The organism is Comamonas sp. lk (assembly GCF_900564145.1).
Classification (GTDB): domain Bacteria; phylum Pseudomonadota; class Gammaproteobacteria; order Burkholderiales; family Burkholderiaceae_C; genus Comamonas.
The window spans coordinates 312,481-334,514 of the sequence record NZ_UOOB01000001.1 but is presented as its reverse complement, the minus strand read 5'-3'; the positions used below and the strand labels follow the sequence as shown (position 1 = coordinate 334,514).

The window sequence follows — 22,034 nt, the reverse complement described above, 5'->3', positions numbered from 1 at the left end:
GGGAGTTTGCTGTGTGAACCGGCTTCTGGAGCACTCTCATGCACGCCCTGGATACCCACGATGTCTTCAATCAGTTCGACGAGCTGACAGGCTACAACCTAGTACAGGCCGATGCGGCCTTGCAGGAAATCCTGCAGCGCCAGCGGGCGCAAGACTTCACCGCCCCGCTGCTGCACTTTGCCACCCAGCTGGGAAACAAGACCACCTGGCTGCAGGCGGAGCAGGCCAATCGCCATGCACCCGAGCTGCACCGCTTCGATGCCCGCGGCCGCGCACTGGACGCCCTGGAGTTTCACCCCAGCTGGCACAGCCTGATGACGCTGTACCGTGAGCAAGGCCTGATCTCCCTGCCGTTCGAGAGCGACAGCCCAGGCCGCTGGAGTGCCTGGGCAGCCGGCTTTTACCTGCATGGCCAGGTGGAACAAGGCACGCTATGCCCGGCCACCATGACCACGGCCGCCATTCCCGTGCTGCAAAAAGAGACGCAGCTATGGCAGCAGCTGCAAGCCCAGCTGTTCAGCCACGACTACGATGCGCGCGACCTGCCGTTGGCCCAGAAAAAATCTATCTGGATCGGCATGGGCATGACGGAAAAACAGGGAGGCTCCGACGTGCGCGCCAACACCACGCTGGCCACGCCCATCGCTGCCGGCGGGCGGGGTGGCGAGTACCTGCTGCGCGGGCACAAATGGTTTTTCTCGGCCCCCATGTGCGACGCACATCTGGTGGTGGCGCGCATGGCTGCGCCTGGCGGAGAAATCGGTGGCCATGCCTGCTTTTTCGTACCGCGCTGGCGCCCGGACGGCAGCAAGAACCCGGTGCGCATACAGCGCCTCAAGGACAAGGTGGGCAACCGCAGCAACTCCAGCGCCGAAGTGGAGTTGCAAGATGCCTACGGCATCCTGATGGGCGAAGAAGGGCGCGGCATACCCACCATCATCGAGATGGCCAACTACACGCGCCTCAACTGCGTGCTGGGCAGCGCGGCCATACTGCGCACGGCCACCGTGCAGACCATTTCCTATGCACGCCAGCGCATGGTGTTCGGCAAATTGCTGGCCGATCAACCCCTGATGCGTGGCGTGCTGGCCGATCTGGCGCTGGAGAGCGAAGCCGCGCTGCAACTGGCCATGTATCTGGCCCAGGCTTATGAGGCCGAGGCCAGCGGCGACGCCTTGGCCCGCGCCTGGAAACGCATCATGACGCCTGCCGCCAAGTTCTGGGTCTGCAAACGCTCGGTAGAGCTAACGGGCGAAGCCATGGAAGTCTTTGGCGGCAACGGCTATGTGCAGGAAAGCATAGTCTCGCGCCTGTTCCGCGAAGCCCCGGTGAACTCCATCTGGGAAGGCTCAGGCAATGTGATGTGCCTGGATGTGCTGCGCGCCATGGGCCGCGAACCTGAGGCTGCACACCTGCTGCTGCAGGACCTGATCACCATGGCGGCGGGCGATGCCGAGCTGACTCAGCTGGCGCACTCGCTGACTCGGAGCCTGTCGGCACCAGCCTTGGAACTGGAGCCCCAAGCCCGTCGCCTGGTGCAGGATCTGGTCTTGCTGGCCCAGGGCTGTTTGCTGCGCCAACACGCACCAGACTTCATGGCCGATGGCTTTGTGAGCACGCGCCTGGGTGAGCAACGCGGCGCCATGGTGGTCGGCGCCTTCAACGCGGCCATGCTGGATGTGGACGCCATCCTGCAGCGCGCGCTGCCGGTCTGACCAAGCCAGCGCTCGGGCAGGACGCTCAGCGCTTGAGCAGGGTTTTCAGTCCGTCCAGACTTTGTTGCAGCGTGCGGCCGCTGGTATTGAGCGTGAAGTCGGCCTTGGAATAAAAGGCCGATCGGCCGTCCAGAATGCGGCGCAAATCATCCATGGCCTCGGGGTTGGCCGCCATGGGGCGGGTATCGCCTTGCGCCACCACGCGGCTCATATGTTCCTCGGGATCGGCTTGCAGCCACACGGTGGTGCAATGCGACAGCAGCTCGTTGAAGGTGGCGGCATCCGAGACCACGCCACCGGGCGTGGCAATCACCACATCGCTGTAGATCTGCACGGTTTCTTCCAGCGCACGGCGCTCGTAGCGGCGGTAGGCACTGGCACCGTAGAGGTCGTAGATCTCGCGCACGCTGCAGCCGGCCACGCGCTCGATCTCCTGATTCAGCTCCAGAAACGGCACACCCCGGTGCAAAGCCAGCATGCGACCCAGGGTGGACTTGCCCGCACCGCGCAAGCCGATCAGCGCAATGCGGGTGCTGCGGTGCGTGTCCTTACCGGGCGCCATGCCCAGCACCTCGCTGGCCGCCAGCCGCACGCGCTGCAGCTCGCTTTCGGGCCGGCCTTCCAGCAGCTCGCGCAGCAACAGCCATTCGGGGCTGGCCGTGGTGATATCGCCCAGCAACTCCGCCATCGAGCACTGCAACGCCTGCGCAATCTGGTGCAACACCAGGATGGAGACATTGCCCGTGCCGTATTCCAGATTGGCAAGATGGCGCTCGGAAACCTGGGCTGTAGACGCCAGATTGCGGCGGGTCAACCCACGGCGCGCGCGCAGATTACGCACCCGCTCGCCCAATGCCTGCAACAGCGGGCTTTTGCCCGCCTCATCCCCATCCGCAGCCAATGCAGACGCCATAACAAACTGATCCATAAAGCTCCCCAGAGGGCGTGAATGATAAACAGTCGGGGTTAACGCGAATCATGCAATATATTGCTTGACACTGCATTCTCTCCTATTTATCTTTTGCATGCACGCACAATATTGCATGTTTCTCAATGAGAGTTTGATGCAGCTCAGAGCCGAGCTGCTGGAGACAAAAAATGCAGATCAAGACCCGCCCCCACATTCCCAGCACAGTCTGAAGCCGCTCTCAAGGCCTCAGCCATCCTCTGGAACCACCCCCACAAGCACTACGGTGCAGCCGCACCGAGCCCTGAGCAACAACCACAGGCAGACCCCATGACAGAACTTCTTGCCAATCACGTCGCCGGCCGCTGGCAAACCGGCAGCGGCGCGGGCAGTGTCTTGAAAGACCCTGTACTGGGGACCGCCCTGGTACGGGTCGATGCCGGCGGACTGGACCTGGCCGCCGCCTTTGCCTTTGCCCGTGAAACCGGCGGCAAGGCCTTGCGTGCGCTGAGCTATGCAGAGCGAGCCCAGTTGCTGGCCAAGGTGGCGGCCGTGCTGCAAGCCAACCGCGATGCCTACTACGACATCTCCATGGCCAACAGCGGCACCGTGAAAAACGACACGGCCGTGGATGTGGACGGCGGCATCTACACCCTGAGCCAGTACGCCAAATGGGGGACGGCGCTGGGTTCGGCCCGGCATCTGAGCGATGGCGCAGCGGTGGCTCTCGCCAAGGAAGGCGCGTTTCAGTCGCTGCACATCCAGGTGCCCACCCAGGGCGTGGCGCTGCTCATCAATGCCTTCAACTTTCCGGGTTGGGGCCTGTGGGAAAAAGCCGCTCCCGCCCTGCTGTCTGGCGTGCCCGTCATCATCAAGCCGGCCACGGCCACGGCCTGGCTTACCCAACGCATGGTCAAGGACGTGGTGGACTCCGGCGTCCTGCCGCCCGGCGCTCTGTCCATCATCTGCGGTAGTTCGGCCGGCCTGCTGGATCAGCTCCAGCCCATGGACGTGATGTCGTTTACCGGCTCGGCAGAAACCGCCGCCACGATTCGCGCCCACAGCGCCATCACCCGCCATTCGGTGCGCAGCAATATCGAAGCCGACAGCGTGAACTGCGCCCTGCTGCTGCCCGGCCATGCGGCCGACAGCGAGGTGGTGCAGCTGCTGGCCCGCGAGGTGGCGCGCGAGATGACGGTCAAATCCGGCCAAAAATGCACGGCCATACGCCGGGTGCTGGTGCCACAGGCCTTGTATGACAGCGTGGCCCAGGCCATTGCGGCACAGCTGACCAAGGTCGTCGCAGGCAATCCGCGCAATGACTCCGTGCGCATGGGCTCTCTGGTCAGTCGCGAGCAATACGCGGTGGTGCAACAAGGTCTGGCCCAGCTGCTGCAACACACGACCGCCTTGCATGACGCACGCCACAACGCCCTGGTGGATGCAGATCCCGCCATCGCCGCCTGCGCCCAGCCCGTGCTGCTGGGCTGCCAGGACCCGGACGCCACCGCCAGCGTGCATGACATTGAAGTCTTTGGCCCCGTGGCCACGCTGATGCCTTATCGCAATCTGGAGCACGCCCTGGCCCTGGCCCACCGCGGCCAAGGCTCGCTCGTGGCCTCGATTTACGGTGAAGCGCACTATGCACTTGCGCAGACCGCTATTGAATTGGCAGCAACCCACGGCCGCGTGCACGTGGTCAGCCCCGAAGTTGCCAAGCTGCACACCGGTCACGGCAACGTCATGCCCCAATCCCAGCATGGCGGGCCGGGGCGAGCCGGTGGCGGCGCCGAACTCGGCGGCTTGCGGGCGCTGGATTTCTATCACCGCAAAACCGCCATCCAGGCACAACCGTCCGTACAGCAAGCCCTAGACAACTGAAGCCGCAACCGCAGCCAGCGCCAGGAGCAAGACCATGATCGACTTCAGCCAGCCATTCAATTTCGCCCAGCATCTGCTGGCGCTCAACACCCAGCGCGCCGACAAGATTGCCTACACCGACGATCACGGTACGCTCAGCTACGGCCAGCTGGAAGAGCAGGCCCGCCGCCTGGCCCAGGCCCTGGTGGCCTCGGGCGTGCACCGCGAGGAGCGCGTGCTGCTGGTCATGCACGATATGCGCGAATGGGTGATCTCGTTTCTGGGCGCCATGTACGCAGGCGTGGTGCCGGTGGCCGTCAACACCTTGCTCACGGCAGAGGACTATGCCTACATGCTGGAGCACTGTCGGGCGCAAGCCATTTTGACCAATGGCGCCATGGTGCCCATGCTTGAGCAGGCCCTGGCCAAGGCAAGACATGAGGTTAACCACATCTGGGTGGCCCAGCCCCAGGAAGCCGGGCCCGAGCTGCCACCCACCTTCGAGTCCATGCAGCCCTGGCTGGCCAGCCATTCGCCCATGCCCCATCCCGCCCCCACGCAGGGCGACGATCCCGGCTTCTGGCTGTATTCCTCGGGCTCCACCGGCAAGCCCAAGGGCACGGTGCACACCCACGCCAACCCCTATTGGACGGCCCAGCTCTACGGCACGCCCGTGCTGGGCTTGCAGGAAAGCGATGTCTGCTTTTCCGCCGCCAAACTCTACTTTGCCTACGGTCTGGGCAATGCCCTCACCTTTCCCTTGAGCGTTGGCGCCAGCGTGGTGCTGATGGCCGAGCGCCCCACTCCAGACGCGACTTTTGCGCGCTGGACCCAGCACCAGCCCACCGTGTTCTTCGGCGCACCCACGGGCTTTGCCGGCATGCTGGCCGCGCCCCATCTGCCCGCCCGCGAACAGGTCAGCCTGCGCATGTGCTCGTCCGCCGGCGAAGCCCTGCCCGGCGAGATTGCACAGCGCTTCAAGGCCCACTTCGGCGCCGACATCATCGACGGCATTGGCTCCACCGAAATGTTGCATATCTTTCTGTCCAACCGGCCGGACGACATACGCTACGGCAGCACCGGCAAGCCGGTGCCGGGCTACGAGGTGGAACTGCGTGCAGAAGATGGGAAACCCGTGGCCGATGGCGAGATTGGCGACCTCTACATCAAAGGCCCTAGCGCCGCGCTGATGTACTGGAGCAACCGCGACAAGACTCGCGACACCTTTCAGGGTGCATGGCTCAAAAGCGGCGACAAATACGTTCGCGATGCCGATGGCTACTACACCTATGCCGGGCGCAGCGACGACATGCTCAAGGTCAGCGGCATCTATGTCTCGCCCTTCGAGGTGGAAGCCACGCTGATGCAGCACCCGGCCGTGCTGGAAGCGGCCGTCATCGGCAAGACCGACGCCGACGGCCTGACCAAGACCAAATCCTTTGTGGTCTGCAAGCCAGGGCAGAGCACCACCGAGCAGGAGCTCAAGGCTTTTGTCAAAGAGCGGCTGGCACCCTACAAATACCCGCGCTTCATCGAATTTGTGACCGAGCTGCCCAAGACTGCCACAGGAAAAATCCAGCGCTTTCGCTTGCGCGATCTGGAATCAAAATCCGAATGAGTGCTGATGCAGATTGCGCTGTCAGCTATGAATTTTGAAATATTCAATTTGAAGCCAGCTCCCGTTTTCGGTCACGAATCACTAAGGGCAATTGCTCGTATTGCTTTAAACCTAAAGTTGTTAGAGTGCCACGGTATCGTCTGCGCCGCAGACCGTCGGCTTCGTTGTCAGTGAGTTTCTAAGCATTCATTCCAACCACCTGGAGACCAACATGAGCAAGCAATGGGTAAGCTGGAGCGCCATCGCACTGGCCGCTTGTGCCGCCACCGGCGGCAACGCATTCGCGCAGGACAAGATCAAGGTCGGCTTCATGCTGCCTTTCAGCGGCACTTATGCGGCCCTGGGCAATGCCATAGAGAACGGCTTTCGCATGCATGTGACAGAGCAGGGCGGCAAGCTGGGCGGGCGCGAGATCGAGTTCTTCAAGGTCGATGACGAATCCGATCCTGCCAAGGCCACCGACAACGTCAACCGCCTGATCAAACGCGACAAGGTCGACGTGATCATAGGCACGGTGCACTCCGGCGTGGCCATGGCCATGGCCAAGGCCGCCAAGGAAAGCGGCACCGTGCTCATCGTGCCCAATGCCGGAGCCGATGCCGTCACCGGCCCCATGTGCGCGCCAAACATCTTCCGCAGCTCCTTCAGCAACTGGCAAACCGCCTACCCCATGGGCGTGGTGGCAGCCAAGCAGGAAGGCAAGAAGAACGCCATGACCATCACCTGGAAGTACGCCGCCGGCGAGGAGGCGGTGAACGGCTTCAAGGAAGGTTTCGAGAAGAACGGCGGCAAGGTCAGCAAGCAACTCACCCTGCCCTTCCCCAATGTCGAATTTCAGGCCTTGCTGACGGAAATTGCAGCCGCCAAACCCGATGCCGTGTTCTCCTTCTTTGCCGGCGCAGGAGCCGTCAAATTCGTCAAGGATTACCATGCTTCCGGCCTGTCCAAAACCATTCCGCTCTACGGCCCGGGCTTTCTGACCGACGGCACGCTGGAAGCGCAAGGCGAAGCCGCGCAGAACATGCTGACCACGCTGCACTATGCCGACGAACTGGGCACGCCGCGCGACACGGCCTTTCGCACCAACTACGCCAAGAGCTTCAAGCTGCAGCCCGATGTCTATGCCGTACAGGGCTATGACGCGGCCCAGATGCTGGCCGTGGGCCTGAAGGCCGCGGGCGGCGATATTGCCAAGAAGGATGTGTTCCGCACGGCGCTGGAAAAAGCCACCATCCCCAGCCCGCGCGGCGACTTCACGCTGAGCAAGGCCCACAACCCCGTGCAGGACATCTATCTGCGCAAGGTCAGCGGCAAGGAAAACAAGAAGATCGGCATTGCCTCCAAGGCGCTGGCCGACCCCGCACGCGGCTGCCGTATGTAATCACGGTCATGGGCGCGGTCTGCCCCCTGCCGGGCGATCCGTGCTCGCCGCATAAGCCTTTTTATCGACCCAAAGGATTGCCGTGGATCTAGCCACCTTCCTCGTGCAGTGCCTGAACTCGGTTCAGTACGGGCTGCTGCTGTTTCTGCTGGCCTCGGGGCTGACGCTGATCTTCGGCATCATGGGCGTGATCAATCTCGCGCATGGCAGCTTCTACATGATTGGCGCCTATGTGGCCTTCTCTCTGGCGCCCTATCTGGGCCAGCATTTCATCACCATGCTGCTGGTCGGCGTGCTGCTGGCCGTGGCCCTGGGCTATCTGCTGGAATGGGCCTTCTTCAGCTTTCTCTACGAGCGCGATCACCTGCAGCAAGTGCTGATGACTTACGGCCTGATTCTGGTGTTCGAAGGTCTGCGCGCCATCCTGGTCGGCAACGATGTGCACGGCGTGGAAAAACCGGCCTGGCTGGCCGGCAGCTTCCCGCTGATGGGCATGATGCAATACCCCTGGTACAACGTGTTTGCCGCCGTGGCATGCCTGGTGGTGGCCTTGCTGATGTACTACACCGTCAACCGCACGCGCTTGGGCATGATGATCCGCGCCGGCGCCAGCAACCGCGACATGGTGCGCGGCCTGGGCATCAACATCAAACGCCTGTACCGCATCGTCTTCGCCGTGGGCGTGGCCCTGGCGGCACTGGCCGGCATGATTGCCGCCCCCATGAGCTCGGTCTACCCGAACATGGGCTCCAGCGTGCTCATCATCTGCTTTGTGGTGGTCGTGATCGGCGGCATAGGCTCCATCACCGGAGCGCTGATTGCCTCGCTGCTGGTGGGCTTTGTCGATACCTTCGGCAAGGTGTTCTTTCAGGAGCTGAGCGGCATGAGCATCTATCTGCTGATGGCCATCATTCTGGTGTGGCGGCCCGAAGGCCTCATGGGTAAGAGATGAAGCACCCCCTGTGTCGCTTCGCTCCTTCCCCCTCTCTAGCGTTACACGCTGGAGGGAGACGACGCCCTCGCTGCGGGGCGGCCCTTGCTCGGCGTCCTTTGTCCAGATTGCGCCAGTTTCACGAGAAGTGCTACGGATCACCGATATGAGCAACTCTTCTTCCACGCCATTGCCCAACACCAACCAGGCCTATGCGCAAGCACCTGCGGTGACCCAGCAGAGCCGGCCTATTCGCTCCAAAAGCGTGTGGGTCGGTGTGGTGCTGCCGCTAGCCTGCGCAGCGCTGCTGGCCGTGGCCCAGCCCTTCTGGTCCAGCTATCTGTCCGATCTGGTCGTCAAGATCATGATCCTGTCCATCTTTGCGCTGAGCCTGCATATTCTGGTCGGTGGCGCGGGTCTGGTCAGCCTGGGCCATGCGGCCTACTTCGGCCTGGGCGCCTATGCGGCCGTGAAGGCGGCAGGGCCCGACGGCAGCAATTTTCTCGTCATGCTGGGCGCTGCGGTGGGCGCTTCCGGCCTGTATGCGCTGGTCGTCGGAGCACTCAGCCTGCGCACCAAGGGTGTGTACTTCATCATGGTCACGCTGGCATTTGCCCAGCTGGCTTTCTTTGTGGTGCATGACGTGGGCTACTTTGGCGGCAGCGACGGCATCTACCTCATGCAGCGCCCTGCGCTAGGGCCCCTGGACATGGAAAGCAGCAGCACCCAGTACTACGTGGTGCTGGCTGCCCTGGTGCTGGTCTATGCCTTCATCGCCATGCTGCGCCACTCGCGCTTCGGCCACGCGTTGTCCGGCATCCGCGTCAACGAGCAGCGCATGCGTGCCGCCGGTTTTGCCACTTACGGCTACAAGCTCGCCGGCTTTGTGATCGCCGGTGCGCTGGCCGGTGTGGCGGGTTTTTTGCTCGCCTCACGCGATGCCGTGGTCAACCCCGAGCTGCTGGCCTGGCACCACTCGGGCGAGGTCTTGCTGATGCTGATTCTGGGCGGCGTGGGCTCGCTGCGCGGTGCGGTGCTGGGCACCATCACCTTTGTGCTGCTCAAGGAGGTGCTGAGCACCCACGCCATCGTGGGCAATGCGGCCGACCACTGGCAGCTGAGCCTGGGCGTGGCCATCATCGTGCTGGTGGCCTTGCTGCCCAAGGGCTTGGTAGGCATCAACGACAAATGGCAGAAAAAGGCGCAAGCCCAGAGCGAAAAAGCGCCCGCAGCGACTGAAGAAGGAGAGCACCATGGCTGATGCCCACAACCCAGCCGCCAAGCTTTCCGTACGCGCCCTGACCCGCCGCTTTGGCGGGCTGGTGGCCGTGAGCCATGTGGATATCGATCTGCATGAAGGCGAGGTCCATGCCGTCATAGGCACCAATGGCGCCGGAAAATCCACCTTGATCAATATGCTCTCGGGCGAGCTGGCCGCCAGCAGCGGCAGCATTCACCTCGAAGGCCGGGACGTAACCCAGATGCCCCAGCCCCAGCGTGCCAGGGCCGGCGTGGGCCGCAGCTACCAGCGCACCACCATCTTTCCCGAATTCACGGTGCTGGAAAACTGCCGCCTCACCGCGCAAGCCCAGGCCAGACCCCGGCCCTGGCGTATCTGGGAAAGCGCGCAGCACTGCGACGCCAGTCTGCAGCGCGCGCATGCCGCGCTGGCCAGTGCAGGGCTGCAGCATCAGGCACAGACTGTTGCCGGCAGCCTGAGCCATGGTGCCAAGCGCCAGCTGGAGGTCGCCATGTGCTTGGCCACCGAGCCCCAGGTGCTGCTGCTGGATGAGCCGCTGGCCGGCATGGGGGCCGAGGAAACCGAGCGCATGCTGACGCTGTTGCAGCAGCTTAAACAAGGTCATGCCGTGCTGCTGGTGGAACACGATATGGATGCGGTTTTCCGCATTGCCGATCGCATCACCGTCATGGTCAACGGCGCGGTGGTTGCCACCGGAACGCCCGCACAGATACGTGTCGACCCCGTGGTTCGCACCGCTTATCTGGGAGAGGAAGAGCATGCTTGAAACCCTCGCAGAAAAACCCGGAACAGCGGCCGCGCAAGCCATGTTCAGCCTGCAGCAAATCCATACCTATTACGGCGACAGCCATATCCTGCACGGCGTTTCGCTGGCGTTGCCGCAAGGCCAGGCCGTGGGCCTGCTGGGGCGCAACGGCATGGGCAAGACCACGCTGATCCGCACCTTGATGGGCTATGTGCCCGCACGTGAAGGCCAGGTGTTTGCCGACGGCAAGAACATCACCGGCGCAGCGCCCGAAAAAATGGCGCGCCTGGGCATTGGTTATGTGCCCGAAGGACGCGGCGTGTTCCCCAATCTCTCGGTCAAGGAGAACCTGCTGATGAGCGCCCGCGCCGGCCTCGACGGCCAGAAAAACTGGACCTATGAGCGCGTGCTGGAGACCTTTCCCCGCCTCAAGGAGCGCCTCGCCAACGGCGGCAATCAGCTCTCGGGGGGCGAGCAGCAAATGGTCTCGATTGGCCGCGCGCTGATGACCAACCCGCGCCTGCTGATTCTTGACGAAGCCACCGAAGGCCTGGCCCCGCTGGTGGTGGCCGAAATCTGGCGCGTGATCGCACAGATTCGCCAGACCGGCATCTCCACCTTGATCGTGGACCGCGACTACAAGAAAGTGCTGGCCCATACCGATCATGTGGTGGTGATGGAAAAAGGCCGGCTGGCCTTGCAGGCGGAATCGGCACAGCTGCAAGCCCGGCCCGAACAACTCTCCACCCTGTTGGGCGTTTAAAGCAAAACAACCTTCCGGCCCTTTATTCGTTTACGCAAGCAGCTCTTATTTTGCGAGCGATTCCGCATCCAGCCTCACGCGGCTGGCCTGCTCGGGCGGCAGGATCGCCATGGTCAGACTGCAGCTGCAAGTGAGTTTGCCGTCTTCGTCGCGCAGCTCTATGCCCCAGACATGGGTGGTGCGGCCCAGGTGGGTGGGGCGGGCGGTGGCGGTGATCCAGCTGCCCTTGCGCCCGGCGCGCACATGGTTGGCCGAGACATTCAGGCCCACGCAGCGGTAGCCCTCGGGAATCGAGCAGGCCGCAGCCAGCGAGCCCAGCGTTTCCGCCAGCACCACGCTCACTCCGCCATGCAGGATGCCGTAGGGCTGGCAGGTGCGTTCGTCCACATGAATGCGGGCACAGACATAGTCGTCGCCATACTCCGTGAACTCAATGCCCAGATGGGAAATTGCAGTGTTGGCACTGCCTGCGTTCAGCGCCTTCAAATCCAACTCTTTTGTCCAGATCGCCATACTGCTCCTGTGGTGGTGCATGAAAAAAGGACGCCTGTTTTCAGGGCGTCCTTTGATGCTAATGCGTTGGTGCAGCCAAGAGCTAGCACCAAGCGGACTAGGTGTGCGTTCAGGCGTGCATGTCGCCCTTGTCCATGAAGCGCTGATGCCAGGAAAGTGCTTCCGTCAGAATGTGCGGCGTGTGCTGCGGGCCTTTGCTGCGGGCACGGTCAAAGTAATCCTGCAGCTGATCGCGATAGTCGGGATGGGCGCATTTGTCGATGATGACTTTGGCGCGCTGCTTGGGCGAGAGGCCGCGCAGATCGGCCAGGCCTTGCTCGGTGACGATGATCTGCGTGTCGTGCTCGGTATGGTCCACATGCGAGCACATGGGCACGATGCAGCTGATCTTGCCGTCCTTGGCCACGGAAGGCGTGACGAAGAACGACAGATAGCCGTTGCGGGCAAAGTCGCCCGAGCCGCCGATGCCGTTCATCATGCCCGTGCCCATCACATGGGTGGAATTGATGTTGCCGTAGATGTCGGCCTCAATCATCGAGTTCATGGCGATGATGCCCAGGCGGCGCACCAGCTCGGGGTGATTGGAGATTTCCTGCGGGCGCAGGATGATGCGCTCGCGGTAGAAGTCGATGTTGTCCTCGAAGTCCTTGTAGGCCGCAGCAGACAGCGAAATTGCCGTGGCCGAGGCCTTGCTCATCTTGCCGGCGCGCAGCAGATCGAGCATGCCGTCCTGCAGCACTTCAGTAAAGCCCAGCAGATTGTCGAACGGACCGGTCAAAAGGCCGGCCAGCACGGCGTTGGCCACATTGCCCACGCCCGACTGAATGGGCAGCATTTCCTTGGGCAGGCGGCCCATCTTCATCTCATGGACGAGAAAGTCGATGATGTAGCCGGCAATCTTGTTGGAGTTCTCATCGGGCGTGGCAAACACGTTGTCGCGATCGCCCTTGTGGGTCTCCACCACGGCCACGACCTTGGATGGGTCCACGCGCAGGTAGCGCTCACCGATGCGGTCGTCGGCATGCGTGATGTTGATGGGCACGCGACGCGGCGGAATGGCCGTGCCGTAGTAGATATCGTGCATGCCTTCCATCTTGGCCGGCAGCTGGGTGTTGACTTCGAGGATCACCTTGTCGGCAATCTCCAGCCAGGTCTTGTTGTTGCCCACCGCCGTCGAGGGGATCAGCAGGCCGTCGGCCGTCACGCCCAGCACCTCGATCACGGCGATATTCATCTTCCCCAGAAAGCCGAACCATGCGTGCTGAGCCACATGGGACAGGTGCATGTCGATGAAATCGATCTCGCCGGCATTGATTTCCTTGCGGGCGATGGGGTCGGTGTTGAAGGGCAGGCGCTGGCCCAGGGCATGGGCCTCGGCCATCACACCGTCGCATTCGGCGGCCGTTGAGGCCCCGGTCCAGACGTTGATCTTGTAAGGCTTGCCTTGCGCGTGCTCGGCCTTGGCGCGCTGCGCAATGGCTTGCGGCAAGGCCTTGGGGTAACCGGCTCCGGTAAAGCCGCTCATGCCGACATTGACACCGTGGGGAATCAAGCCGGCGGCCTCTTGTGCGGTCATGACACGCGAGAGGAATTCTGGATAACGTACGCGATCTGCGATGGACATTGCATGCTCCAACTACGAGGTTCCAGCTGCACGCCCGGCCTCCTCCATCGCTCGCGGTGGTTTTGCAGGCCTGTACTCACAGCGCTCAACTGACGCCTCAAAAAAAACCGCCCCGGTCAGGGGCGGCGTCTCCAGCGGGAAATAGTAACAGCGTGGAACACGATTCCCGGGTTATCCCTGAAAGGCCCCGCGCTGCTGTCAGGGGAATGATCCCCGATTACAGATCGGCACTCCCCCGGAGTTGCCCTGAGTTTCAGGCCGGCTTGCCGCCCTTGTTGAGCAAGGCATACAGGATGATGGCGCCGAAGGTGGCGCAACCGATGCCGCCCAGCGCGAATTCGCCGAACTTGAGCGTGAATTCGCCCGTGCCCAGAATCAGGGTGATGGCGGCCACGATCAGGTTCTTGGTGTCCGAGAAGTCCACCTTGTTGTCCACCCAGATCTTGGCACCGGCCACGGCGATCAGACCGAACACCACGATGGACACGCCGCCCATCACGGGCAGCGGGATCGCCTGGATCAGCGCGCCGAACTTGGGCGAAAAGCCCAGCAGCACGGCCAGCAGGGCGGCGACCAGGAACACGGCGGTGGAGTAGATGCGGGTTGCGGCCATCACGCCGATGTTTTCGGCATAGGTGGTCACGCCCGTGCCGCCGGCAGCGCCCGAGACCATGGTGGCCACGCCGTCGCCGATGAAGGCCCGGCCCATGTACTGGTCCAGGTTCTTGCCGGTCATGGCGGTCACGGCCTTGATGTGGCCCAGGTTCTCGGCCACCAGGATGATGACTACGGGCACGATGAGCAGCATGGCATTGCTGCTGAATACCGGCGTATGCAGCGTGGGCAGGCCGAACCAGGCGGCGTTCAACACGCCGCTCAGATCCGCCGGCTTGCCCCAGCCCAGCACATTGGTGAACACGGCATAAAGCACGCTGGCCACCAGCAGGCCGATCAGAATCAGCAGGCGCTGCAGCATGCCGCGCGTGAACACCGCCACCAGGGCCACGGACACAAAGGTCAAAGCCTGCATCCAGGCTTCAAAGTTGTTGGCCGCCATGTTCTTGATGGGAATGGAGGCCAGATTCAGACCGATGATGGCCACAACGGCACCCGTCACCACGGGCGGCATGAAACGCTCTATCCAGGCCGTGCCCACGACCTGCACCAGCACGCCAATCAGCGTGTAGACGGCACCGCAGGCAATGATGCCGCCCAGCGCCAGCCCCACATTGGCATTGGCGCCCTGGCTGGCCGCATAGCCGGTTGCAATGTTCACCACACCGATAAAGGCAAAGGACGAACCCAGATAGCTGGGCACCTTGCCGCCGGTGATCAGAAAGAAGATCAGCGTGCCTATGCCGCTCATCAGCACGGCAAGGTTGGGGTCAAAGCCCATGAGGATGGGAGCCAGCACCGTGGAGCCAAACATGGCGATCACGTGCTGCACGCCCATCAGCCCGGTCTGGGGCCAGGGCAGACGCTCATCCGGCCCGATCACGCCCCCTGCATCCAGCGCCGCCGAGGGCCGCTCTTTCCATTGAAAAATTCCCATCCCATCTCTCCTGGAGGTTTAAAACGGTGCCGATTATGCAAGCCGCGCCGATTTTTGGCGCAGCACAAGCGCTACCACTGGTGCGAACACCACGCGGCTTGCGGTATGACTATCAAAACAGGAGCTATCAGCGCTTATTTGGCTTTGACTTCAGCTTTATAAAAGCCTCAACCCATCAAAGGACAGTCGCTGACAGCTATCAAAAGCAGTTATTTCTGCTGCAGCGCCCGCGCAATGCGGTCGCGCTTGACCGTGGGCTTGGGCACCTTGAACGGGAACCACATGCGCACGTCTTCCTCCAGACCGATGCCGTGCATGAAGTTGTAGATGGCCTTCTTCAGCGCCCCGCCCAAAGCGTCGTGATCCACGCCCGTGGGGTCGATGAAAGGCCGGTCGTTCTTGGCAAAGTCGCCGGGCGGCAGCGGCGGCAGCTCGATGCCGTATTCCTCGGGGTTCAGCCCTACCGGCGAGTGCACGGTGCAGCTGAAGCGGTGAAAGAAGCCGCTCTGTATGCAGCCGTTGAGGAAGAGCTGGCGCACGTATTCCAGCGCATCCACCGTGTCCTGCACGGTCTGCGTGGGAAAGCCGTACATCAGATAGGCATGAACCAGAATGCCGGCCTCGGAAAAGGCCTTGGTCACGCGCGCCACCTGGTCCACCGACACGCCTTTTTTCATTAACGTGAGCAGGCGGTCGGAAGCCACTTCCAGCCCGCCCGAGATGGCGATACAACCGCTGTCGGCCATCAGCTCGGCCAGTTCGGGGGTGAAGGTTTTCTCGAAGCGCACATTGCCCCACCAGGAGATGCCGGCCTTGCGCGCAATCAGCTCCTGCGACAAGGCCTTGAGCGCCTTGGGCGGCGCGGCCTCGTCCACAAAGTGAAAGCCGGTCTGGCCGGTCTCGGCGACGATGGCTTCAATCCGGTCGGCCAACACTTCGGCGCTGGCGCCTTCGTAGCGGCCTATGTAGTCCAGGCTGACATCGCAGAAGCTGCACTTCTTCCAGTAGCAGCCATGGGCCACGGTGAGCTTGTTCCAGCGTCCGTCGCTCCAGAGGCGGTGCATGGGGTTGAGCATGTCCAGCAGCGACAGGTATTTGTCCAGCGGCAGGCCGTCCCAGGTGGGCGTGCCGACCTCGGCAAAGGCAATGTCGGCCTCCATCATGTTCACGTATTGCACAGCGCCATCGTCACCGCGCACAAAAGTACGCACCAGACGTGATTTACCGCGCTCGCCCCGCAAATGTTCTAGCAGCGCCAGCAGCGGGCGCTCGCCGGCATCCAGCGTCACAAAATCGAAGAAATCAAACACACGCGGCTCGGCCAGCTCGCGCAGCTCGGTGTTGACAAAACCACCGCCCAGCACCGTGGTGATCTGCGGGTGGTGCTTTTTGATGGTCTGGGCAATGCGGAAAGCCGCATAGGCCGAGCCCGGAAACGGCACGGACAGCAGCACCACCGTGGGCTGGTGGCGCTCGATTGCCGCCAGCGTCAGCGCGCTCAACATGTCGTCCACCAGATTGGGCGGCGCGGCCAGCGCATCGGCCAGCGGATCGAAGGTAGGCTGGCTGCCGGCCAGCGATTCGGCATAGCGCACGAATTCAAAGCGCTCGTCCACTGCGTCGCGCAGCACATCGGCCAGATCGTTGAGATACAACGTGGCCAGGTGCTTGGCCTTGTCCTGCAGGCCTAAAGCGCCAAAAGCCCAACCCAGCGGATCCCCGCCCTCCTCGTCCTCATACACATCCAGCGTGGAAAAACGCGGGCCTTCGGGCAGGTAGTGGCGTCCGGCGATGCGGTGCGCCAGCGTGCTGTCGCGGCCCTGCAAAAAGGCGATGGCTGGGCCTATGGTGGCCAGATAACGATCCTGCTGCTCCACAAAGGACTGCACGGCCGGCGTGTGCTTTTTGGCGGGCAGCGTCTGGATGCGCTCGGCCACGGCGCGCAGGCCTTGGGGCGAGAGCAGCTCCAGCACCAGAGCCAGGGCCAGATCCTCCTGCACGGCCGTAATGCCGCGCGAACGCAGAAAGCCCGTCAGATAGGCGGTGGAGGGATAAGGTGTGTTCAGCTGCGTCATCGGCGGGATGACGGCCAGCACACGGGTAGGCAAGGCGGACATGGGGTGCAGGTCGCAGGCAAGCGCCGTTGACGGTGAAGACAGACCCCGATTATCCGTTTGCACGATCAGCCGTGCTGCACAGGTGACAAGTCGGGGGGCGAGCCCGGATGACGTCCGCCGCCCCCGGCGCTAGGCTGATGCCATGGACTTCGCCCCCCAAACCTCCCCCGCCTCATCAATTCCCGCCTATGTACCTCAGATCCGGCTGTACCAGCAATGGCTGCAAGAGCAGCACGGCCTGAGCTTTGCCGACTATGACGCGCTGTGGCGCTGGTCGGTCACGGATCTGGATGCCTTCTGGCAAAGCATCTGGGATTACTTCAAGCTGCAGTCCCCCACGCCCCACAGCGCCGTGCTGGCACGCAACACCATGCCGGGCGCCCGCTGGTTTCCGGGCGCGCAGCTCAATTACGTCCGACAGGTCTTACGCCATGTGGACGCCGCCCATGCGGCAGGCATGCCCGCCGTCGTCAGCCGCAACGAGCAAGGCCTGCAGCGCGAGTTGGGCTGGCCCGAGCTGCGCCGCCAGGTGGCTGCGCTGGCCCTGCACCTGCGCGCGCAAGGCGTGGGCAAGGGAGACCGGGTGGCCGCCTATCTGCCCAATATTCCCGAGGCCATCGTCGCCTTTCTGGCTTGCGCCAGCCTGGGTGCGGTGTGGAGCATCTGCGCACCGGACATGGGCACCCATGCCGTGCTCGACCGTTTCAAGCAAATTGAGCCCAAGGTGTTGATTGCCGTGGACGGCGTGCATTACGCAGGCAAGGACATAGACCGCCGCGAGGTGCTGCAGGAGCTGCGCACCGGCCTGCCCAGCGTGCAGCATGTGGTGCTGGTGCCGAATCTCAATACTTCGATAAAGATAGCTGATACCGCAGACTACGCCAGCGTTACCGCCAGAAATGATGCTGAAACCACGGCTTTCGAGCCCGAATGGCTGCCCTTCGACCACCCGCTGTGGATCGTCTACTCCAGCGGCACCACCGGCCTGCCCAAACCCATTGTTCACGGCCATGGCGGCATGGTAATGGTGGCCTTGCAACTCAAGGCCCTGCACAACGACATAGGCTGCAGCTACGAGCCCAATAGCTGGGGCGAGCGCTACCACTGGTACAGCTCCACCGGCTGGGTGATGTGGAATGCCCAGGTCAGCGGCCTTTTGGGCGGCACGACCTGCGTGATCTTTGACGGCAGCCCCGGCGGCAGCAAGGAAAAGCCCGACTGGGCCACGCTGTGGCGCTTTGCGGCCGAAACCGGCGTGACCAGCTTTGGCTCGGGTGCGGCCTTCTACGCCAACTGCATGAAGGCCAGAGTGGATCTGTCTGGCTGTGGCGACCTCTCGCGCATACGCGGCCTGGGCAGCACCGGCTCGCCTTTGTCTGCCGAAGTGCAGCAATGGGGCACGGAGCAGTTCGCCAAACTGGGCCACGCCAACATCTGGTGGAACAACCTCTCGGGCGGCACCGACTTTGCCGGCGCTTTTATTGGCGGCAACCGCGATCTGCCGCTCACTCCCGGCATCATGCAGTGCCGCCAGCTGGGTGCGGCCGTCGAAGCCTGGAACGAACAGGGTCAACCCGTGATGGACGAAGTGGGCGAGCTGGTCTGCACCCAGCCCATTCCTTCCATGCCGCTGTATCTCTGGGGCGATACCGACGGCAAACGTTATCTGAGCAGCTATTTCGACATGTATCCGGCCGGCCACGGCCGCCAGCCCGGCGGCGGCGACGGTTCGCCAGCCATGGGCCCGGTATGGCGCCATGGCGACTGGATTCGCCTGCTGGCGGGCGGCGGCTGCATCATCTACGGCCGCAGCGATGCCACCATCAACCGCCACGGCCTGCGCATGGGCACCAGCGAGATCTACAGCGCCGTGGAAGCCCTGCCCGAGGTGCTGGACAGCATGGTGGTCGATCTCGAATATCTGGGGCGCGAAAGCCATATGCCGCTATTTGTGGCGCTGCGCCCCGGCGTGGTGCTCGATGAGGGTCTGCGCGCACGCATCAACGCCGCCATCCGCACCGCCCTCTCGCCACGCTTCGTGCCCGACGCCATCTATGCCGTGGCCGAGATTCCGCGCACGCTCAGCGGCAAGAAGCAGGAGCTGCCCATTAAGAAGCTGCTGCTGGGCCAGCCGCTGGCCAAGGTCGTCAACAAGGACGCCATGGCCAACCCCGGCTGCCTGGACTGGTACGAGGCCTTTGCCAGAGAACATCTGGCAAAGACCGAAACCACGGCTTAACGCCCCGTGAATTGCGGCTGGCGCTTCTCGCGCCAGGCCGCACCGCCCTCCTGCAGATCGACGGAAGCAATCGTGGCCTGCACCGCCGCATCAATGCCGGCCTTGTCATGCACGCCGCGCGCGATGGCGTTGAGGTGCTTTTTCATGCCCAGCATTGCCAACGGTGCCATGCCGGCCAGCGTGGTCTGCAGGCGCTGCAGCTCGGCGCCGATATCGGTGCCGTCTGCCAGATGAGTGAGAAAGCCGCAGTCCTTCATGGCCCGGGCATCCAGCTTCTCGGCCGTGAGAAACAAGCGCTTGGCCATATCCACGCCCAGACGGGTGACATAGCGCTCCAGCCCCGACAGGTAAAAATGCAGGCCCAGGCGCGCGGCAGGCATGAACATCTGGCTGGCCGCCCCGCCGACACGAAAGTCGCAGGCCAGGCCCATATCGGTGGCACCACCAAACACCCCGCCCTGAATCGCCGCAATCGTCACAGCGCGGCAGTTCTCCAGCGCATCCACCATTTCGCCAAACGAGCTGCCCGCGTTCTGGCTGTTGGCGATCTCGGCAATGTCATAGCCGCTGCAAAAATGCTTGCCCACGGATTGCAGCGTCAACACCAGCACGCCGGGGCTGGCGTTGATCTGGTCGATCTGCGCACGCAGTACCGTCAAGTCCTCGGGCAGCAGCTTGTTGGCAACTTCGGGACGACGCAAAGTGATGCTGGCACATGCGCCTTGGATCAAAAGCTCAGGGGTCATACCTGTATTTTCATCCATGTGACAAAGTCCGAATCCGCGTTGAGTTGATGTAAGTGTTGTGGAGAGCCCTACTCAAAGCACCCTGGCTACCGCCTCGCGCGCGGGACACAGGTACACTTTGGCGTCCTCATAGCGCGTCCCTGTGGCGCCCTCTTCATCCATGGCAGTTGAACTCAACGGCGCATTGCGCCCCAGCTTTGACCTCAAGAGTGCGCAATTGCCCGTGCTGTCCATGGTGCTGCGCGAGACCAATGTGCACGCGCTGATCGACGATCTGGCCAAACGGCTGGTCGACGATCCGGATTTCTTCGACAACGACCCGGTGCTGATCGATCTGTCCCATGTGGCCGATGCCGCCGAGGAAATCGACTTTTCCGCCCTGGTGGCTGCCTTGCGCGCCCACCGCACCGTGCCCGTGGCTGTGCGCGGCGGCAATGAAAAGCAGATGGCCGACGCCCATGCCCTGGGCCTGACGGCGGCGCCCGACATCGTTCCCGCCCGCCGGGTGGAGCCTGAGATCCGCGAAATCATCCGCGAGGTCGAAGTGCCCGTGGAAGTGCCGGCGCCGCTGGCCGATGCCGTGATCGTGGACAAGCCGCTGCGCTCGGGTCAGCGCGTCTATGCCAAGGGAACCGACATTGTGGTGCTGGCCATGGTCAGCTATGGTGCAGAGGTGATTGCCGACGGCAACGTCCATGTCTACGCGCCGCTGCGCGGCCGGGCCGTGGCTGGAGCCAGCGGCAATACCCAGGCCAGAATTTTTAGCACTTGCATGGAGGCGCAATTGCTGTCCATCGCAGGTATCTACCGCACAATTGAAACCGACTTACCCCCAGAGCTTGCCGGCAAAGCTGCCAAGGTACATCTGGAGGGTGAAAAAATCATCATCGAACCGGTGTGAACAAGACACACCGGGTGCCCCATCAACTCGCATTCATCTGTCTTTAAGGAATCGTGCAAACATGGCCAAAATCGTCGTCGTGACCTCTGGCAAAGGTGGGGTCGGCAAGACAACCACCAGCGCCAGCTTCGCTTCAGGCCTCGCATTGCGTGGCCACAAGACCGCAGTGATTGATTTCGATGTGGGTTTGCGCAATCTGGATCTGATCATGGGCTGCGAACGCCGCGTGGTCTATGACCTGATCAACGTCATCCAGGGTGAGGCCAACCTCAACCAGGCCCTGATCAAGGACAAGCAGTGCGACAACCTGTTCGTGCTGGCTGCATCGCAAACCCGCGACAAGGACGCTCTCACGCAAGAAGGCGTGAAGAAGGTGCTGGACGATCTGTCCGGCATGGACTTCGACTACATCATCTGCGACTCACCCGCTGGCATTGAAAGCGGTGCCCTGTTCGCCATGCATTACGCCGATGAGGCGCTGGTGGTGACCAACCCCGAAGTCTCGTCCGTGCGCGACTCGGACCGTATTTTGGGCATGCTCAGCTCCAAGACCGCCAAGGCCATTGCCGGCGAGCCGCTCAAGGAGCATTTGCTCATCACCCGCTACAACCCCAACCGCGTGCAGGATGGGCAGATGTTGTCGCTGGAAGACATTCAGGACATTCTGCGCATCGAGCTGATCGGTGTGGTGCCCGAGTCGGAAACCGTGCTCCAGGCCTCCAACCAGGGCATTCCTGCCGTGCACATGCAAGGTTCTGACGTGGCCGAGGCCTATCAGGATGTGGTGTCCCGTTTCCTGGGCGAAGACAAGCCCATGCGCTTTACCGAAGCCATCAAGCCCGGCTTCTTCAAGCGTATCTTTGGCGGGAGGTAAGCCCTATGTCCATGTTGTCGTTTCTGCTCGGAGAGAAGAAGAAGTCAGCGTCGGTGGCCAAGGAGCGCCTGCAGATCATCCTGGCGCGTGAGCGCGTGGGTGGTGAGAATTCCGGCAAGCCCGACTACCTGCCGGCCCTGCAAAAAGAGCTGATGGCCGTGATTTCCAAATACGTGGATATCAATCCCAGCGACATCAAGGTCCAGCTGGAGCGCCAGGAAAACCTGGAAGTGCTGGAAGTCAAGATCGAGCTGCCGGACGCGCCGCGCGTTTCGTAAATCGCTACG

At 62.6% G+C, this 22,034-nt stretch carries 18 protein-coding genes; 12 read left to right on the top strand and 6 right to left on the bottom strand.

Translation table 11 applies throughout. From position 1 onward, the window contains the following. The first annotated feature begins 38 nt into the window (after positions 1-38). Entirely contained in the window at positions 39-1,715 is a 1,677-nt protein-coding gene (locus tag EAO39_RS01495; RefSeq protein ID WP_120965582.1) for an acyl-CoA dehydrogenase family protein, read from the top strand. A gap of 25 nt (positions 1,716-1,740) precedes the next feature. On the opposite strand, the gene EAO39_RS01490 is transcribed toward EAO39_RS01495, so the two are convergent. After that, positions 1,741-2,643 carry a helix-turn-helix transcriptional regulator gene (locus tag EAO39_RS01490; protein ID WP_120965580.1) on the bottom strand — a complete coding sequence of 301 codons (903 nt, stop codon included), beginning with the start codon at positions 2,641-2,643 and terminating at the stop codon, positions 1,741-1,743. Between the two features lie 309 nt (positions 2,644-2,952). On the opposite strand from EAO39_RS01490, the gene EAO39_RS01485 reads away from it, so the two are divergent. The 7 genes from EAO39_RS01485 (at position 2,953) to EAO39_RS01455 (ending at position 11,181) form a co-directional block, all read left to right on the top strand. Beyond that, positions 2,953-4,503: a 3,4-dehydroadipyl-CoA semialdehyde dehydrogenase gene (locus EAO39_RS01485; protein ID WP_120965578.1), complete on the top strand. Its 1,551-nt coding sequence runs from the start codon at positions 2,953-2,955 to the stop codon at positions 4,501-4,503. A gap of 34 nt (positions 4,504-4,537) precedes the next feature. Further along, on the top strand, positions 4,538-6,100 hold the full coding sequence (locus EAO39_RS01480) for a benzoate-CoA ligase family protein (protein ID WP_120965576.1): 1,563 nt from the start codon (positions 4,538-4,540) through the stop codon (positions 6,098-6,100). A gap of 211 nt (positions 6,101-6,311) precedes the next feature. Further along, complete coding sequence (locus EAO39_RS01475) at positions 6,312-7,481, top strand: ABC transporter substrate-binding protein (protein ID WP_120965574.1); 1,170 nt, start codon at positions 6,312-6,314, stop codon at positions 7,479-7,481. 82 nt (positions 7,482-7,563) lie between these two features. Continuing rightward, on the top strand, positions 7,564-8,433 hold the full coding sequence (locus tag EAO39_RS01470; protein WP_120965572.1) for a branched-chain amino acid ABC transporter permease: 870 nt from the start codon (positions 7,564-7,566) through the stop codon (positions 8,431-8,433). Between the two features lie 145 nt (positions 8,434-8,578). Then, complete coding sequence (locus EAO39_RS01465; protein ID WP_120965570.1) at positions 8,579-9,673, top strand: branched-chain amino acid ABC transporter permease; 1,095 nt, start codon at positions 8,579-8,581, stop codon at positions 9,671-9,673. Beyond that, complete coding sequence (locus EAO39_RS01460) at positions 9,666-10,439, top strand: ABC transporter ATP-binding protein (protein ID WP_120965568.1); 774 nt, start codon at positions 9,666-9,668, stop codon at positions 10,437-10,439. Before EAO39_RS01465 ends, EAO39_RS01460 begins: the two co-directional genes overlap by 8 nt. Before the next feature lie 40 nt (positions 10,440-10,479). Continuing rightward, positions 10,480-11,181 (top strand): ABC transporter ATP-binding protein, encoded by a 702-nt coding sequence (locus EAO39_RS01455; protein ID WP_120970561.1) that lies wholly within the window; start codon positions 10,480-10,482, stop codon positions 11,179-11,181. A 45-nt stretch (positions 11,182-11,226) separates the two neighbouring features. Here the strand turns inward: EAO39_RS01455 and EAO39_RS01450 are convergent, their stop codons facing one another. The 4 genes from EAO39_RS01450 to EAO39_RS01435 form a co-directional block, all read right to left on the bottom strand. Then, on the bottom strand, positions 11,227-11,694 hold the full coding sequence (locus EAO39_RS01450; protein WP_120965566.1) for a PaaI family thioesterase: 468 nt from the start codon (positions 11,692-11,694) through the stop codon (positions 11,227-11,229). A gap of 109 nt (positions 11,695-11,803) precedes the next feature. Beyond that, a complete protein-coding gene (locus EAO39_RS01445; protein WP_120965564.1) occupies positions 11,804-13,318 on the bottom strand; it encodes an acetyl-CoA hydrolase/transferase family protein in 1,515 nt (504 codons plus the stop codon). Positions 13,319-13,571: 253 nt separating this feature from the next. Beyond that, positions 13,572-14,870, bottom strand: a complete 1,299-nt coding sequence (locus EAO39_RS01440) for a solute carrier family 23 protein (RefSeq protein WP_120965562.1) — start codon at positions 14,868-14,870, stop codon at positions 13,572-13,574. Between the two features lie 209 nt (positions 14,871-15,079). Then, positions 15,080-16,987, bottom strand: a complete 1,908-nt coding sequence (locus EAO39_RS01435) for a radical SAM protein (RefSeq protein ID WP_120965560.1) — start codon at positions 16,985-16,987, stop codon at positions 15,080-15,082. Between the two features lie 142 nt (positions 16,988-17,129). Here EAO39_RS01435 and EAO39_RS01430 point away from each other — a divergent pair, with 142 nt between their 5' ends. Then, complete coding sequence (locus EAO39_RS01430) at positions 17,130-19,226, top strand: acetoacetate--CoA ligase (RefSeq protein ID WP_120965558.1); 2,097 nt, start codon at positions 17,130-17,132, stop codon at positions 19,224-19,226. Here EAO39_RS01430 and EAO39_RS01425 read toward each other — a convergent pair. Next, on the bottom strand, positions 19,223-19,972 hold the full coding sequence (locus EAO39_RS01425) for an enoyl-CoA hydratase/isomerase family protein (RefSeq protein ID WP_120965556.1): 750 nt from the start codon (positions 19,970-19,972) through the stop codon (positions 19,223-19,225). The two genes, EAO39_RS01430 and EAO39_RS01425, sit on opposite strands and share 4 nt — an antisense overlap. A 160-nt stretch (positions 19,973-20,132) precedes the next feature. Between EAO39_RS01425 and minC the strand changes: the two genes are divergently transcribed. From minC to minE, 3 genes are all read left to right on the top strand, one after another. Further along, the gene (gene minC / locus EAO39_RS01420) at positions 20,133-20,873 is read left to right on the top strand and encodes a septum site-determining protein MinC (RefSeq protein ID WP_120965554.1); all 741 of its coding nucleotides are present in this window, start codon (positions 20,133-20,135) and stop codon (positions 20,871-20,873) included. Between the two features lie 61 nt (positions 20,874-20,934). Beyond that, a complete protein-coding gene (gene minD / locus EAO39_RS01415; protein WP_120965552.1) occupies positions 20,935-21,747 on the top strand; it encodes a septum site-determining protein MinD in 813 nt (270 codons plus the stop codon). Between the two features lie 5 nt (positions 21,748-21,752). Then, complete coding sequence (gene minE / locus EAO39_RS01410) at positions 21,753-22,025, top strand: cell division topological specificity factor MinE (RefSeq protein WP_120965550.1); 273 nt, start codon at positions 21,753-21,755, stop codon at positions 22,023-22,025. Positions 22,026-22,034: the final 9 nt, after the last annotated feature.

What these genes read in the sequence shown, in the direction of transcription:
- EAO39_RS01495 (WP_120965582.1), top strand. Translation starts at nt 39, where the DNA reads ATGCACGCCCTGGATACCCACGATGTCTTCAATCAGTTCGACGAGCTG.
- EAO39_RS01490 (WP_120965580.1), bottom strand. Translation starts at nt 2,643, where the DNA reads ATGGATCAGTTTGTTATGGCGTCTGCATTGGCTGCGGATGGGGATGAG.
- EAO39_RS01485 (WP_120965578.1), top strand. Translation starts at nt 2,953, where the DNA reads ATGACAGAACTTCTTGCCAATCACGTCGCCGGCCGCTGGCAAACCGGC.
- EAO39_RS01480 (WP_120965576.1), top strand. Translation starts at nt 4,538, where the DNA reads ATGATCGACTTCAGCCAGCCATTCAATTTCGCCCAGCATCTGCTGGCG.
- EAO39_RS01475 (WP_120965574.1), top strand. Translation starts at nt 6,312, where the DNA reads ATGAGCAAGCAATGGGTAAGCTGGAGCGCCATCGCACTGGCCGCTTGT.
- EAO39_RS01465 (WP_120965570.1), top strand. Translation starts at nt 8,579, where the DNA reads ATGAGCAACTCTTCTTCCACGCCATTGCCCAACACCAACCAGGCCTAT.
- EAO39_RS01460 (WP_120965568.1), top strand. Translation starts at nt 9,666, where the DNA reads ATGGCTGATGCCCACAACCCAGCCGCCAAGCTTTCCGTACGCGCCCTG.
- EAO39_RS01455 (WP_120970561.1), top strand. Translation starts at nt 10,480, where the DNA reads ATGTTCAGCCTGCAGCAAATCCATACCTATTACGGCGACAGCCATATC.
- EAO39_RS01450 (WP_120965566.1), bottom strand. Translation starts at nt 11,694, where the DNA reads ATGGCGATCTGGACAAAAGAGTTGGATTTGAAGGCGCTGAACGCAGGC.
- EAO39_RS01445 (WP_120965564.1), bottom strand. Translation starts at nt 13,318, where the DNA reads ATGTCCATCGCAGATCGCGTACGTTATCCAGAATTCCTCTCGCGTGTC.
- EAO39_RS01440 (WP_120965562.1), bottom strand. Translation starts at nt 14,870, where the DNA reads ATGGGAATTTTTCAATGGAAAGAGCGGCCCTCGGCGGCGCTGGATGCA.
- EAO39_RS01435 (WP_120965560.1), bottom strand. Translation starts at nt 16,987, where the DNA reads ATGTCCGCCTTGCCTACCCGTGTGCTGGCCGTCATCCCGCCGATGACG.
- EAO39_RS01430 (WP_120965558.1), top strand. Translation starts at nt 17,130, where the DNA reads ATGGACTTCGCCCCCCAAACCTCCCCCGCCTCATCAATTCCCGCCTAT.
- EAO39_RS01425 (WP_120965556.1), bottom strand. Translation starts at nt 19,972, where the DNA reads ATGACCCCTGAGCTTTTGATCCAAGGCGCATGTGCCAGCATCACTTTG.
- minC (WP_120965554.1), top strand. Translation starts at nt 20,133, where the DNA reads ATGGCAGTTGAACTCAACGGCGCATTGCGCCCCAGCTTTGACCTCAAG.
- minD (WP_120965552.1), top strand. Translation starts at nt 20,935, where the DNA reads ATGGCCAAAATCGTCGTCGTGACCTCTGGCAAAGGTGGGGTCGGCAAG.
- minE (WP_120965550.1), top strand. Translation starts at nt 21,753, where the DNA reads ATGTCCATGTTGTCGTTTCTGCTCGGAGAGAAGAAGAAGTCAGCGTCG.